We start from the raw sequence: 13406 nt of genomic DNA, 5'->3' as shown, positions 1-13406 counted from the left end.
CGGGATTCAGTCGGTCAGGGGTCGCAGGGCGTCCGCGAGGGACTGGGGGCCGGCGTGGACGGTGACGATGTCTCCGTCGGGTACCTGGGCGCGGAACCGGTCGAGGGACACCGCGTCGAGCGGGCCCCCCTCGGTCCGGATGAGCAACGGGGCCTGGACGGTGGCGAGTTGCTCCCAGAGCGACTCGTCGTCGAGGGTGGTGGGCGCGTCGGCGGGCAGGCTGCCGAGGTGGTGGCGCCAGGACCAGGTGCCGTCCGCCGCCCGCTCGGTCTCCAGTTCGGCGGTGCGGGCCGGGTCGGTCGCGCCGCGCTCCTCCAGCCAGCCCGCCGCCTCGTCACGGGTGGCGAACTCCGGGCTGGGTTCGGGCCACAGCCGCAGGCCGGGTGACGACGCACCGGGCAGAACGTCGATGAGGACGAGGCGCCCGGCGCTGCGCGGGAACTTCGCCTTCAGCGCGATCGCGGCCAGCCCGCCGAACCCGGCGCCCACGACGGGCACGCCACCGGGCGCGAAGGAGCGGACGGTCTCCTCCAGCGTGGACGCCAGCCGGCGCGGGCGGTAGTCGCCCCGGCCGCGCCTGCTGGAGCGGCCGTGTCCGGGCAGGTCGAGGGCGACGGCGGGCCGGTCCAGGGCCAGCAGCATGTCGTCCCAGGAACGGGCGCTCAGTCCGGCGTCGTGGAGGAGGACGACGGTGGGCTTCTGCGTGTGCCAGAAGATGCCGCCGACGTGGCCGCCGGTGGCGACGGTCACCCAACGGCGCTGGACGACGGGGGCGTTGGCCAGCCCGGCGAACTCCTCGGCGGCGGTGCTCGCGGGCGTGTTCACGGTCGTGGGCGTATTCGCAGTCGTGGTTGCAGTCGTGGTCGTGGTCATCAGGGCTCCCGGTACTCGGGGCGGTCATGGGGTCACAGGAGGTCGGCGGCCACGCCTGGCGCGGCGGTGGCGGGAATCCCGGCGGGCAGGTCGGAGAGGTCCAGGTGGCAGCGCACGACATGGCCCCCGCCGAGGTCGTGCTCCGGGGGCGGCACGTCCTCGCACAGCCCGGTGATGCGGCGCGTACAGCGGTCGGCGAACCGGCAGCCGCCCGGTCGTGTCGAGGCGTCCGCCACGGCGGCGGGCGGGCCGGCAGCCACCGGGCGGGAGGCCGCCTCGACCAGCAGGGCGGTGTACGGGTGCGAGGGACCGCGCAGCACGTCGGTCGCGGGCCCCTGCTCGACAACCACCCCGCGGTACATGACGGCGATCCGGTCGGCGAGATGGCCGACGACCGCGAGATCGTGCGAGATGAAGAGGTACGACGTCCCTGTACGGTCCCGCTGGTCGGCCAGCACTTCGAGCACCGCCGCCTGCACGCTGACGTCCAGCGCGGACACGGGCTCGTCACAGATCACCAGATCGGGTCGGCCCGCGAAACTCCGGGCAATGGAGACGCGCTGCTTCTGCCCGCCGGACAGTTGCGCCGGGCGGCGGTCCAGGAGGTCGGCGTCGATGCTGGTGCGCTCCAGCAGGGCTTCGAGGGACGCAGCGGAGAGTTCTCCGAGCGTGGCGAGCGCTCTCCTCAGGACGGTGCGCACGGTGTGGCTGGGATTGAGGGAGGCGTCCGGGTTCTGGAAGACCATCTGGATGCGCGGGCGTACCTGGGCATCACGCCGGCTCAGGCGGGCGGGGAGCGGTTCGCCGCGTAGGCGCAGTTCGCCCTCGCCGTCGGGGCCGAGCCCGGCGACGGCCCGGGCGAGGGTGGTCTTGCCGCTGCCGGACTCCCCCACCAGACCGAGAACCTCACCCTCGCGGATCGTGAGATCGACATGGTCGACGGCGACGGTGGTCCCGAACCGCCGTACCAGGTCCCTCACTTCCACGAGGACGGCGGCGGACTCACTCGGCTGTGCGCCGCGCCCTGCCGTACGCGCCCCCGTGCCGGCCTCCCCCGGATGCAGGCAGCGCACCGCCCGACCGGGTACCGCCTCCGCGTCCAGCGCAGGTTCGGCCGTCCTGCACGCGTCCTCCGCCAACGCGCAGCGCGGCGCGAAAGCGCAGCCCGTCGCGGCCTCGCCGGGTAGCGGCAGCCGGCCGGGTACGGGCCGCAGCGGGCGTTCGGCGCGCGTCGCGCCGAGCACCGGCACGGCCGCCAGGAGGCCGGCGGTGTACGGATGTGCCGGAGCGGCGAGAACCTCGCTCACCGGCCCCGCCTCCACCAGCCGCCCCGCATACAGCACGCCCACTCGATCGCACATGCGGCCGATCAGTCCGAGGTCGTGGCTGACGAAGACCACGGCGGCGTCGAGTCGGCTCCGCAACTCCCCGAGCAGGCCCAGCACTTCGTGTTCGACGGAGGCGTCGAGGCCCGTCGTCGGTTCGTCGAGGATCAGCAGGCGGGGCTGTGCGGCGAGGGCGGCGGCGATGACGACACGCTGCTGCTGGCCGCCGGAGAGCTGGTGCGGGTAGCGGCGGGCGAGCCGCTCCGGGTCGGGCAGCCTCACCGTGCGCAGGAGGTCGACGACGCGCTCGGCGGTCTCGGCTCGCGACTGACCGCTGCCGCGCAGGACTTCGGCCAGTTGGGTGCCGATCCGCATCGTCGGGTCCAGCGAGCCCGCGGCGTCCTGGTGGACGAAGGCGAGCCGGGACGCCCGCCATTGCCTCAGCTGCCGCCCGCCGAGGCCCAGTACGTTGGTGCCGTCCAGCCGTACGGCACCGCCCAACACCGTGCCTCCCGGTGCGAAGTGCCGGGCGAGCGCGTACGCCAGGGTCGACTTGCCGCAGCCCGACTCGCCGACCAGGCCGAAGATCTCGCCGGGGGCGACCGTGAACGACACGTCGTACAGCACCTGGTCAGGACCGTAGGCGATGCTCAACTCCTTGACGACAAGCCCCTGTTCGGCCGTTCTCATGTCTCGACTCCCGTGGCTCGTCGTGAGGTGTCCGCGACCAGGGCGACCCCGACCACCAGCGAGACGATCGCGAGGGCGGGCGCGAGGACCGTCCACGGCGCGTTGCCGAGCCACACCCGGTTGTCGGCGACGGCGGCGCCCCATTCCGGTGAGCCCGGGGGCTGACCGAGGCCGAGGAAGGAGAGAGTCGCGGCGGCGAACACGGCGTCGCCGAGCCGGGAGGTGGCCTCGACGTACACGGTGCGGCGGACGTTGGGCAGGATCTCGCGGCCGAGCAGCGACCACAGCGGCTCACCGCAGAGCAACGCGGCCTCGACGTACGGCTTCTCGCGCTCGACGAGGGTCGCCGCCCGTACGCTGCGCGTGACCAGCGTCGTCAGCGCGGCCGCGACGACGAGGACCAGTACCGCCGTGGAGCGGCCGAGCAGCGCCGCGAACAGGACGGCGGCGATCACGGCGGGGAAGACGACCAGCGCGTCGACGATCCGCATCACCACCTCGTCCAGCCAGCCGCCCACACCCCCGGCGAGCAGGCCGATCACGGTGCCGGCGAGGACGGCCAGCGCGGTCGCGGCAGGCGCCACTTCCAGGACGGGGCGTGCCCCGGACAGCATGCCGGAGAAGACGTCACGACCGAACTGGTCGGTGCCCAGCAAGTGTTCACCGCTCGGTTCCAGGAACCGGTCCTGGGGGCGCTGGACGTCCGGGTCGTACGGCACCAGGTGCGGCCACAACAGCGCGACGGCGGCCCACAGCACGATCAGGGTGGCGCCGAGAACAGAGGCGAGAGGCAACCGCCCCACCCGTCCCAGTGGCCGTAGAACGACGGTCACAGTGCTCAAGCGGCACCCCCGAGGCGTATCCGCGGATCCAGCAGCCGGTAGACTACGTCGGCCAGCAGCACGACGAGCATGTACAAAACCCCGAGCACCATCGCGCTCGCCTGCAGCGTCGGCAGGTCCTTGTCTTGCGCGGACTGGAGCAACAGGGCGCCTGCTCCTGGGTAGTTGAAAAGCAGCTCCACCACGACGATGCCGCCGAGCAGGTACTGCAACTGGACCCCGAGGGCGCTCGTGGCCGGCACCGTGGCGTTGCGCAGGACGTGCCGGACGACGATCCGGGCGGATCCGGTCCCGCGCAGCCGGGCCGCGCGCACGTAGGGGCCGTCGACGACGGCGATGGTGCTGGCGCGCACGTGCCGGGCGACGTAGCCCGTGCACACCAGCACCAGCGAGATCGCCGGCAGCAGCAGGTGCCACAGGGTCTGGCCCAGGCCGTCGGCCCCGGGCTGGGTCTGTGCGGACGCGGGCAGCCAGCGCAACTGCACCGAGAACACCACCAGCAGGACGACCCCGGTGACGAACTCCGGTGTGGCGCCCAGCGCCAGGGTCGTCGCGGTGATCGTTCGGTCCAGTACCCGGCCGTGGTACAGCCCCGCGATCAGACCGAGCGTGAGCGCGACGGGTACCAGCAGCACGAACGCGAACAGCGCCAGGAACAGTGAGTGGCCCAGCCGCTCCAGGAGCAGCCCGCGGACCGGCACGTGCAGGGTGTACGACGTGCCCCAGTCGCCGGTGACGAAGTGCCCGAGCCAGCTGCCGTACTGCACGACGAGCGGCCGGTCGAGGCCGAGTTCGTGGTTGAGGGCGCGCACGGAACTGTCGGACGCCTCGCGGCCGAGGACGGTGCGGGCCACGTCGCCGGGCAGCACCTGGGTGGCGAGGAAGACCAGGAGCGAGACCCCCAGCAGCGTCAGCGGTATCGCGGCGAGCCGCCGCACCAGGAACCTGGTCATGTCTCAGACCCGGGAGACGGCGGTGAAGTCGACGTACTGGCTGGGGTGGGCCTCGACGCCCCGGAATTTGTTGCCGTTGTAGGCGCGCGCCGCGCCGCTCCAGTACGCGATGACGATCGGCACGTCCTCGTGCAGGGCCTTGGCGATGATCTCCGCCTGCTTGCGCCGTTCGGCGTCGCTGGTGGCGGCGTCATAAGCCTCGGCGGCCGCGTCGAGGGCCTTGTTGGCGTACTTCGAGCCGTTCCACACTCCGTTGCTCTTCACCATCGGGATGATGAACTGGCTGGGCACCGCTCTGCCCGCCCAGCCGACCAGGTTGGCGGTGGTGAACAGCCACGGCGTGTCCTTGGCCTGGTCACCGCCGTAGAACTCCTTCGAGGAGCGCTGGTCGAGGTCGACCGTGATGCCGACCTCCTTCAACTGGCTCTGGACGGTGACCGCGAAGTCCTTGTTGGGCGGGTCGAAGGTGAGGGTGAAACGCAGGCTCTTCAGGCCGGCCGCCCTGAGCAGTTCGGTGACCTTCGCCTTGTCCTTGGCACGCTGCTCGATGTCGGTGGGCGCAGCCGGGAACAACGGAGCGAACAGGTGATCGTTGCCGAGGTCACCGAGTCCGCTGCCGGCGGCCTGGCGGACGGCGGGCCGGTCGAGGGCGTAGGCGACGGCCTGGCGAACCTCCTTCCGGTCGAAGGGCGCCTTGTCGACGCGGAGGGTGAGGACGGTGACTCCGGTCCCCCTGACCTTGTCGACGGTGATGCCCCCGCTGTTTCCCAGGGGTTCGACCAGCGCCGGGCGGCTGAGGAACTGGGCGTCGATGTCGCCGGACTGCAGGGCGACGAGGTCGGCCTGGTCGTCGGCGTAGAACTTCACGTCCACGCCGTCGAGGTAAGGCCTGGGGTTGTCCCAGTACGTCGGGTTGCGGGCGAAGGAGGCGCCGGTGGAGACGTCGTAGGACTTGAGGGTGAAAGGCCCCGTGCCGATGCCGTGCTTGGCGAAGTCGTCGGCGTAGTCCGACTTGAGGATCACCGCGTTGTAGTTGCCGGCCGACACCAGGTACGGGAAGTCGGAGAAGGGCCGATCGAGGGTGAAGACGACGGTGGAGTCGCCCTGGGTGCTCACGCCGCCTGCCTTGAGGACGGTGTCGAACGCGGACAGGGCCGCCGACTTGTTCTTCGGATCGAGCAGCCGGTCGAACGAGTCCTTCACCGCCGCGGCGTCGAGCTTCGTGCCGTCGGAGAAGGTGACGCCCTCGCGCAGGGTGAAGGTCCACTTCCGGGCGGACGTGTCCGAAGCCCACTTTGTGGCCAGCCGCGGCACCAGCTTGAAGTCCTTGTCGAGCCAGATCAGGTATTCGGCCACTAGCTGGTAGAGGGCGATGGCGGTTCCGTCGTACGCCGTGACCGGGTCGAGGGCGGTGGGCGGCGGCGGGGCGCCCACGCGCAGGGTGCCGCCGCGCCGGGCCGGGCCCGTGGCCGACGCCGTCGCCAGGCCCGACGCGTCGTCCCCTGCGCCCGGCGCGCAGGCCGCGAGCAGGGCGGCCAGGGCGCCGCCGGTCAGGGTGAGGAAACCGCGGCGAGAGGGGCCGGCTGGCAGGACGTCCTGCCAGCGCTGGGGCAGTCCGTCGGCATCGGATGCAGACATGGGTTCTCCAGGGAACGACCGACGGCACGGCACAACCTGGGGGAGCTGTACACGGGCGTGTGCGGTACAGGCAGAAAAGTGACAGGTGAGGAAAGGCGGAACGCGAAGAACGCACGGGGCCGAGTGCCGTCAGACGGCCGGCGCGGTGCGCTCGGTCGGACGCCTCAGCGCCGCGGACAGGCGCATGTGCCGACGCGCAGCAGATCCACGTGGATCCTCCTGGTCAGCAGCGTGTTCGCGGTCACGAGTCATTAATAACAGCGCGGCTCGGCGGTAGACAATGCGGGATCTGTTTCAGAATCGAGAAACTCTGCCGCAAAACTCCGCCCATAGACTTCCCGGCATGACCGACTCCCGCCGCGCGCCCTCGCGTCTCGCCGCCGACTGTCGCCGCCACGGTTGTGACGACCACCGGCCGTCTCCGAGGCACGACAAGGGAGTTGCTCGCAATGCAGTCACCGGCGTACATACGGCCCTATGGGCCTTCGGGCGGCACGCCTGACACCGGTCACTCGTCGATCGACGAGTTGCTGGCCCGCGCCCGCACCCGCCTGCGGCGGCTGCCCCCCGGGGACGCGGCCGGCGAACTCGCGGACGGCGCCCTGCTGGTGGACGTCCGGGCGGACATGGTGCGGCGCGCCGAGGGCGAGATCCCCGGATCCCTCGTCATGGACCGGAACGTGCTGGAGTGGCGGCTGGACCCCTGCAGCACCTGGCGCATCGAGGAGGCCATCGACCATTCCCTGCGCGCGATCATCATGTGCTCGCAGGGGTACATGTCGAGCATGGCCGCCGCGGGCCTGCACGATCTCGGACTGGTGCGGGCCACGGACATCGTCGGCGGCTACGAGGCCTGGCGCGCCGCGGGCCTGCCGGTGGTGCCCGGCGGCACGCTGCCCGGCTCCTACGTCGCCGCCGCGCCGTCCTCCATCAGCCTCGACCCGGGCGGCCAGCGCATGCTGGTGGACGGCGCTCCGGTCGCTCTGACCCCGCTGGAGTTCCGGCTGCTGACCGCCCTCCTGCGCGGCAACGGCCGGGTCATCACCCGGGAGGACCTGCGCTCGGGGCTGGGCGAATGGGCGGGCAGCCGCAGCCGCTCCGTCGACCTGCACATCCACCGCATCCGACGCAAACTCGGCCCGCGTGCCGCGGCTCTGCTGACGACGGAACGAGGCGTCGGCTTCCGGCTGCGCGCGACGCCGGCACCGGCCGAGGGCGGCTGACGGCACAGGTCACGCCCGCCGCCGCGCCCTCCTCGCGGGCCCCCTTTCCCCGCGGAGACGATCGCCTTGTGCTCGTTGAGGGCGTCACGGAGCGCCGTGACCGTCGAGAGATCGGGGGTCGCCGTGACGTTCGACGCCCTCTACGACCGCGCCGATGTGGCCGGTGAGCTTACGGATGGACACAGGCATGAGGGAGTCCTTCCAGGGAGGAAGCGGGCGCACACCTGAGAGCTGGGTGCTCGGTACGGAGAGCGGAGAGCAGAGAGCGTGAGTGAACGGCCGACTCGCGAGCCGATCGACGGGAGATCGGGCAGTCGGTGCGATGGCGACGCAGGGGAGACCGAACCTCAGCCTGCGCGGACAGCGCGGAGAGGTCAGGCCGGAGGAGCAGTCGCTCAGGAGGCGGACACGGCGAACCCACAGAGCGGCGCTGCATTACGGGCGGTTTCGGACCACCTCCGCACGACACGCACCGTCGGTGCGCACCGGTTGCCGCCGGGGACCACTTGCCGGGTCAGCGACAACAAAACGCGCTGGAGACGTGCGCCAGATCGATGTGGCGCCGCCGAGTGGCCTCCACGCGCGGGTTCATGGCACGGGAGTTCTACAGACGTCCACCACGTGGGTCAACGACTTTCCGGACAGGTCTCGCATAGCGGACACGGGACCGGTGTGAACGCTGCGGGCAACCGTACTTGCCTTTGACGCGCGCGTCAGGGGCTAACGTCTGCGCGCCCGCACCGGCCGGTCATCCCGCTCGGCCCTCTTCGCTTCTCCCGAACAGGAGCCCCCCATGGCCACTCCCCTGCCGTCCGCCACCCGCGAGGTCCGGCTCGTCACTGCCCCTGAGGGGCTGCCCGGCCCTGAGTATTTCACCGTCGTCGAGCAGCCACTGCCTTTGCCCGGCCCCGGACAGGTCCTCGTCCGCAACCGGTTCTTCCTTGTGTTCCCCGGGCTGCGCACCCTGATCGGAGGCGCGCCCATGGGTGTGCCACTGCCGCCGCTCCACGCCGGTGACGTGCTTCTCGGCCCGCTGTCGGCGAAGTCGTCGGCGCGGGCCCGGGCATTCCCCTGCGGCCGGGAGACGCCGTCACGCACCTGCTCGGGTGGCGCGAGCACGCGCTGGTTGCCGCAGCCGACTGCACACCGGTCGGCGATGTGCTGCCGGACCCGGTCGCCCGCCTGTCGTCGGGGTCGGCCGCCTACGGTGCGCTCACCCGGCTCGCCGACGTCCGTCCCGGCGACACGGTCTTCGTCACCGGGGCGTCGGGCGCGGTGGGGACACTGGCCGGTCAGGTCGCCAGGCTGCTGGGTGCCGGGAAGGTCATCGGCAGCACCCGTTCCCCGGCCAAGGCCGAGCGGCTGCGCACCGAGCTGGGCTACGACTCGGTGGTGGTGTCCGGCGACCAATCCCCCACGCTCGCCCTGCAGTTGGGCACTGCGGCGCCCGAAGGCATCGACGTCCTGGTGGACACCGTGGGCGGCGAGCAGCTGACAGCGGCGCGGCGCCCGCGTCGCGCTCGTCGGCGCGCTGTCCGGCTAGGAGCGTGTCTCAGTAACCAGCCACCAGTGCGCCTTGGGGCGTGAATCTCGTGGCATGGGTGGGGCGCCGGATAATCCGGCGCCCCACCCATGCCACTTCCTCGGCCACGCCTGTTAGCCTCCTCCATACCAAACCTTTTGGTATGGAGGAGAGGTCAAGGTGGGTGCGGAGAGGTCGGCGTGGCTGGACCAGGGCTTGACGTTGCTGGCGGAGCAGGGTGCGCCCGCGGTGACGCTGGATCGGCTGTGTGAGCGCATGGGCATGTCGAAGGGCGCCTTCTATCACCACTTCGGATCGATGCCGAAGTATCGGATCCGATTGCTCGACCACTTCGAGGCCAAGTGCACCACGGCGATCATCAATGGAGTTGAAGCGTCCGACACGCTTCCGGCCCGGGAGCGGCTGGCCAGGCTCCTGGCTGAAGTGACCAAGGACGCCGGCCCGCCACTGGAGATCGCGATGCGGGCCTGGGCGAAACAGGATCCCGAGGCGGCGCGTGTGCAGGAGCGTGTCGACGCAACCCGCATTGGATATCTGCGGGATCTGTGCGAACAGGCCGGCCATGGCAGACCGGATCAAGTGGCCAAGATGCTCTATCTGATGTTGGTCGGGGCGGAGCACCTCACGCCCCCGCTCCCGAAGCCGGAGCTGCGCGGCATGTACGAGCTGCTGATGCCGCTCCTGGACCGGTCGGCCTCCTGACTTCGTCGGCGATCGAGATGGATCCCTCACCCGACGTTCCCGGAAGGAACACAGCGTCATGAATGCCTCCGCCCGCCCTGAATCCCGTACATCCAACGCCAGAGGTCTCCGTCTGTGGGTTCCCCGCCTGATGCTCACTGCCGCAGCGGCGCACATGATGGTGGGCGTCATCGCCTCGTACGCGTACTGGAGCGGCATCGTCTCCGACGGACTGTGGAACACCGTCCGCAACGACAACTACACCCGCATGATGGCCCTTTGGTTCATGATCAGCGGAGTTGCCTTCTTCGGCCTTGGGCTCCTTTCCAGAAGAGTCGTGATCGCCGTAGGCGCGATGCCCGTGGAGACCGGATGGATCCTGCTGGCACTCGGAATCCCGGTGGCCGTACTGGAACCGGTCTCAGGTGGCTGGTCACTGATTGCCATCGGCGTGCTGGCGGTGGTGGCGTCGCGGCGCGACAGTGGCATGACGGACTCCGACCGATCGGGCGGTCGACGAGCGGGAGGAACGCTCGCTCCAGGCGCGGCCCCACTCAATACCGCGCCCTCTGAATAGGTGCTCTGCACCAGTGTGCGGTTCGTGATCATTCATGCGGGATGATCTCGGCATGAGTAGTGGCGATGGGCTGTTCGAGGTCGAACCGGTCGAGAAGAAGCAGCCGCAGGGTCGTCCGGCATCCGTGGACAAGACGTTCCGGGACTTCGACCCGCACCAGGTCCTGCTGCTGCCCCCGTCGCTGGACGACTGGCTGCCTGAGGATCATCTCGCCCGGTTCGTTGCCGACCTGGTCGACGAGGTGCTTGACCTTTCCCCGATCCTGGCGGACTACACCGAGAAGCGCGGCTACCCGCCCTACGATCCACGGTTGATGGTGCGGCTGCTGATCTACGGATACAGCACCGCTATTCGTTCTTCGCGGGCGATCGAGCGTCGTTGCGTCGATGATGTCGCGCTCCGGTTCCTGGCTGCCGACCAGGCCCCGAACTTCCGCTCGATCGCCCGGTTCCGCCGCCGCCACTTGGATGCGCTGGCCGACCTGTTCACCCAGTCGCTGCACCTCGCGCAGAAGCTGGGCATGGTCAAGATGGGCCGCGTCGCGCTGGACGGCACGAAGCTGGAAGCGAACGCCTCCAAACACAAGACGATGAGCTACGGCCGCCTGGTCGACAAAGAAGAGCAGATCGAGGCTGAGATCGCCGAGTTGGAGGCGAAGGCTCGACGTTTGCTGGCCGACGCCGAGGCCACCGACGACGCCGAGGGCCAGGTCTTCGGAGTCGACGGCAACGAGGCGGACCTGCCAGCCGAGCTGGACCGGCGGGAGAAGCGGCTCGCGAAGCTGCAGGCCGCCCGCGCGCAGATCGAGGCCGAGGCCGCCGACAAGGCCCGTCGCCACGCAGAGGACAAAGAACGCCGCCGCCAGCAGCGCGCCGGCACCAGCGATGAGCAGGCTGTCGCTGACGCCGGCGAGAAGGCCGCCGCGAAGGCACGGCCGAAGCCCAAGACCCAGGCGAACTTCACCGACCCTGACTCGCGGATCATGAAGAACAGCGACGGCGCCTACATCCAGGCATACAACGCCCAGGCCGTCGTCGACGAGCAGCATCAGGTCATCACAGCCGCCGACATCACCACCAACGCCTCGGACGCGCTGAACTACACCACCATGCTGGACCAGTCCACCGCCAACACCGGCATCCACCCCAAGCAAGTCTTGGTCGACGCCGGATACTGCTCCGAGACCAACCTCGAAGCCGCACCGGACCGCTAACTCGACTGCGACACCAGCACGTTCATGGCCACCGGCCGTCTCGGCCACGACGAGCAGGTCCTGCCCGCACCCCGCGGACGCATCCCCCAGAACGCCACGCTGAAAGAGCGCATGGCTCGCAAGCTGCGGACGAAACCCGGCAAGGCTGCCTACAGCCGCCGCAAGGCCATCGTCGAACCCGTATTCGGCCAAATCATGACCTGCCGCAGCGGCCGCCAACTCCTCCTCCGGGGCGAGGACGGAGCCCGCGGCGAGTGGCGACTGCTGGCCGCCTGCCACAACCTTCGCAAAGTCTTCCGGCACGCCGGAACCACCGGCCTCGCCACCCTGGCCGGCTGACCGACCGAGCCTCGCAGCTCGTCACCGGCCCCCACCCGGTCGCCCCCCCCACGACCCGCACCCCGACCGCCCTCACGGCTGTCCGCGGGGCGGCCGCGACCGACCCAATCAATCACGGCCGCCAGCCGCTCACCTGTTACCGAGACACGCTCCTAGCTGTCACCACACCGGGACGGTGACAGCGCTCCGGTGGAGATCGACACCCTCCGCGTCATCAACCAGGGGATCACGCTGCGCGATTACAGCGGCATCGACCATCCCGAGGTGACGGAGGAGTGGGCCAAGCGGTTCGGCGGCTGGTTGCGCTCCGGTGAGATCTCCTTTCCGCATGTGCGGATCCCGGGCATCGAACGGACCCCTCCTGCGTTGCAGGAACTGTTCGAGGGGCGGCATTGCGGCACCATCGTCGTGGAGCTGCGGGCCCAGTGAAACGGACCGAGGCGAGGTCGGGATGCGAATCGGAGACGCGGCGGCAGCGGCCGAGACCACTCCACGAGCCCTGCGGTTCTACGAGGAGCGCGACCTGCTGCCCCCACTGCAGCGTACGGCCACCGGCCAACGCCGATACGGGCCGGACGAGGTGGCCCGCGTCCGCGTCATCCGCGAACTGCTCGGCCTCGGCCTCACCGTCAAGGACCTGCGCGGCATCGCCGACCGGATCCAGCGCCTGGCCGGGGACCCACAACTACGCTGCACGAACACCGACTCGGCCTCCCCCGGCTCCCACGTGATCGCACACCGGCTCGCGGCCATCGACGCCGAAATCGACCGCCTGACCCGCCTGCGCACCCTCTTGGCGCAGCGGACGGGCCGGACTTGATCCTCCGCACGAGGCAGGCGCAGGCAGCAAGGGCGTCGGCTCACGCTCCGCGTACCTCGCCGCCGCTGCCGTCGAGCGGGAGAGGCGACTCGTGTTCGGCCCCGCCACCCCGGGGAAGCCGGGCACACAGGGAGGTGGTGGGCCGGGGCGGCAGTGCCGGAAGTGGCCAGGAGGGCGGTGGGGTGAAGTCGCACCAGGTTCCGTCGAACGGGAAGGCACCGGTTTCCGCCAGCCGGGCCACCCGACGCCCCTCCTCGCGGATGTCCTCGGCCTCGCGCGACGTCCAGTAGGAAGGATGCCCGGTCTTGTCCGCGAAGGACTCCTCGTCCTTCCACTTCCAAGTCCCGTCCGGTCGTACGGTGACGTCGAGCTCCAGGTCGAACACGTCGATGCCGTCCGTGTTCCGTCGGCGATGCTCCAGGTTGACGTACCAGCCGCTGAAGCCACCGTCACCGTCCGCTGACGAGAACAGCCACCAGACCGCGTGGCAGGCCTCGCTGGGCTGGTGGATGAGGGCGTTGCCCTGGTGCCAGCGCCCGGTTTCCAGGGGATACCCGGTCGCCGGCCGCTGTTCCGGTGGCACGTCTCCCAGATGCACGCCCGTCGGCAGTGCGGCCCGCCACACCGGCGAGCCCACAGCGAGCCACAACAGGAGTCCGTCCGTGCCTGAATCGACAACCCGCACGGGA

Annotated in this window: 12 protein-coding genes and 2 pseudogenes; 7 read left to right on the top strand and 7 right to left on the bottom strand. The window is 70.4% G+C overall.

The annotated features are described in order from the left end of the window. Window positions 1-6: 6 nt before the first annotated feature. The 6 genes from AC4OXY_RS45215 to AC4OXY_RS45190 form a co-directional block, all read right to left on the bottom strand. Window positions 7-873 (bottom strand): alpha/beta fold hydrolase, encoded by an 867-nt coding sequence (locus tag AC4OXY_RS45215; RefSeq protein WP_491992660.1) that lies wholly within the window; start codon window positions 871-873, stop codon window positions 7-9. Between the two features lie 32 nt (window positions 874-905). Beyond that, a complete protein-coding gene (locus tag AC4OXY_RS45210) occupies window positions 906-2888 on the bottom strand; it encodes a dipeptide ABC transporter ATP-binding protein (RefSeq protein WP_491992659.1) in 1983 nt (660 codons plus the stop codon). Further along, complete coding sequence (locus AC4OXY_RS45205; RefSeq protein WP_491992658.1) at window positions 2885-3682, bottom strand: ABC transporter permease; 798 nt, start codon at window positions 3680-3682, stop codon at window positions 2885-2887. The genes AC4OXY_RS45210 and AC4OXY_RS45205 overlap by 4 nt, the downstream gene beginning before the upstream one ends. A 44-nt stretch (window positions 3683-3726) precedes the next feature. Next, window positions 3727-4683, bottom strand: coding sequence for an ABC transporter permease (locus AC4OXY_RS45200; protein ID WP_491992657.1), 957 nt, complete (start codon window positions 4681-4683; stop codon window positions 3727-3729). A 3-nt stretch (window positions 4684-4686) separates the two neighbouring features. Then, window positions 4687-6321 carry an ABC transporter substrate-binding protein gene (locus AC4OXY_RS45195; protein ID WP_491992656.1) on the bottom strand — a complete coding sequence of 545 codons (1635 nt, stop codon included), beginning with the start codon at window positions 6319-6321 and terminating at the stop codon, window positions 4687-4689. Between the two features lie 164 nt (window positions 6322-6485). Continuing rightward, window positions 6486-6566, bottom strand: a complete 81-nt coding sequence (locus AC4OXY_RS45190) for a putative leader peptide (RefSeq protein ID WP_361696469.1) — start codon at window positions 6564-6566, stop codon at window positions 6486-6488. Between the two features lie 204 nt (window positions 6567-6770). Here AC4OXY_RS45190 and AC4OXY_RS45185 point away from each other — a divergent pair, with 204 nt between their 5' ends. The 7 genes and pseudogenes from AC4OXY_RS45185 to AC4OXY_RS45155 all read left to right on the top strand — a co-directional run bounded on the left by AC4OXY_RS45185 (window position 6771) and on the right by AC4OXY_RS45155 (window position 12717). Next, a complete protein-coding gene (locus AC4OXY_RS45185) occupies window positions 6771-7544 on the top strand; it encodes a winged helix-turn-helix domain-containing protein (protein ID WP_491992655.1) in 774 nt (257 codons plus the stop codon). 793 nt (window positions 7545-8337) lie between these two features. Further along, a pseudogene (locus tag AC4OXY_RS45180) lies at window positions 8338-9084 on the top strand (zinc-binding dehydrogenase); the annotation flags it as partial. Between the two features lie 162 nt (window positions 9085-9246). Next, entirely contained in the window at window positions 9247-9789 is a 543-nt protein-coding gene (locus AC4OXY_RS45175) for a TetR/AcrR family transcriptional regulator (RefSeq protein ID WP_055703595.1), read from the top strand. Between the two features lie 58 nt (window positions 9790-9847). Beyond that, on the top strand, window positions 9848-10345 hold the full coding sequence (locus AC4OXY_RS45170; RefSeq protein ID WP_491992654.1) for a DUF6463 family protein: 498 nt from the start codon (window positions 9848-9850) through the stop codon (window positions 10343-10345). Window positions 10346-10469: 124 nt separating this feature from the next. Beyond that, window positions 10470-11897, top strand: a pseudogene (locus AC4OXY_RS45165) (IS1182 family transposase). Between the two features lie 189 nt (window positions 11898-12086). After that, window positions 12087-12326, top strand: coding sequence for a hypothetical protein (locus AC4OXY_RS45160; RefSeq protein WP_491992653.1), 240 nt, complete (start codon window positions 12087-12089; stop codon window positions 12324-12326). Window positions 12327-12348: 22 nt separating this feature from the next. Beyond that, window positions 12349-12717 (top strand): MerR family transcriptional regulator, encoded by a 369-nt coding sequence (locus AC4OXY_RS45155; protein WP_491992652.1) that lies wholly within the window; start codon window positions 12349-12351, stop codon window positions 12715-12717. Window positions 12718-12757: 40 nt separating this feature from the next. Here AC4OXY_RS45155 and AC4OXY_RS45150 read toward each other — a convergent pair whose 3' ends face one another. Beyond that, window positions 12758-13402, bottom strand: coding sequence for a ribonuclease FAU-1 family protein (locus AC4OXY_RS45150; RefSeq protein ID WP_491992651.1), 645 nt, complete (start codon window positions 13400-13402; stop codon window positions 12758-12760). Window positions 13403-13406 lie beyond the last annotated feature (4 nt).

The sequence above is a fragment of the Streptomyces sp. HUAS MG56 genome, assembly GCF_058673395.1.
Note: the sequence above shows the minus strand (reverse complement) of the source record. Positions and strands in the feature narration are given on the sequence as shown.

Bases quoted from the DNA above. Each gene is read 5' to 3' on its own strand.
- AC4OXY_RS45200 (WP_491992657.1), bottom strand. From the start codon at position 4,683: ATGACCAGGTTCCTGGTGCGGCGGCTCGCCGCGATACCGCTGACGCTG.
- AC4OXY_RS45210 (WP_491992659.1), bottom strand. From the start codon at position 2,888: ATGAGAACGGCCGAACAGGGGCTTGTCGTCAAGGAGTTGAGCATCGCC.
- AC4OXY_RS45195 (WP_491992656.1), bottom strand. From the start codon at position 6,321: ATGTCTGCATCCGATGCCGACGGACTGCCCCAGCGCTGGCAGGACGTC.
- AC4OXY_RS45170 (WP_491992654.1), top strand. From the start codon at position 9,848: ATGAATGCCTCCGCCCGCCCTGAATCCCGTACATCCAACGCCAGAGGT.
- AC4OXY_RS45155 (WP_491992652.1), top strand. From the start codon at position 12,349: ATGCGAATCGGAGACGCGGCGGCAGCGGCCGAGACCACTCCACGAGCC.
- AC4OXY_RS45185 (WP_491992655.1), top strand. From the start codon at position 6,771: ATGCAGTCACCGGCGTACATACGGCCCTATGGGCCTTCGGGCGGCACG.
- AC4OXY_RS45215 (WP_491992660.1), bottom strand. From the start codon at position 873: ATGACCACGACCACGACTGCAACCACGACTGCGAATACGCCCACGACC.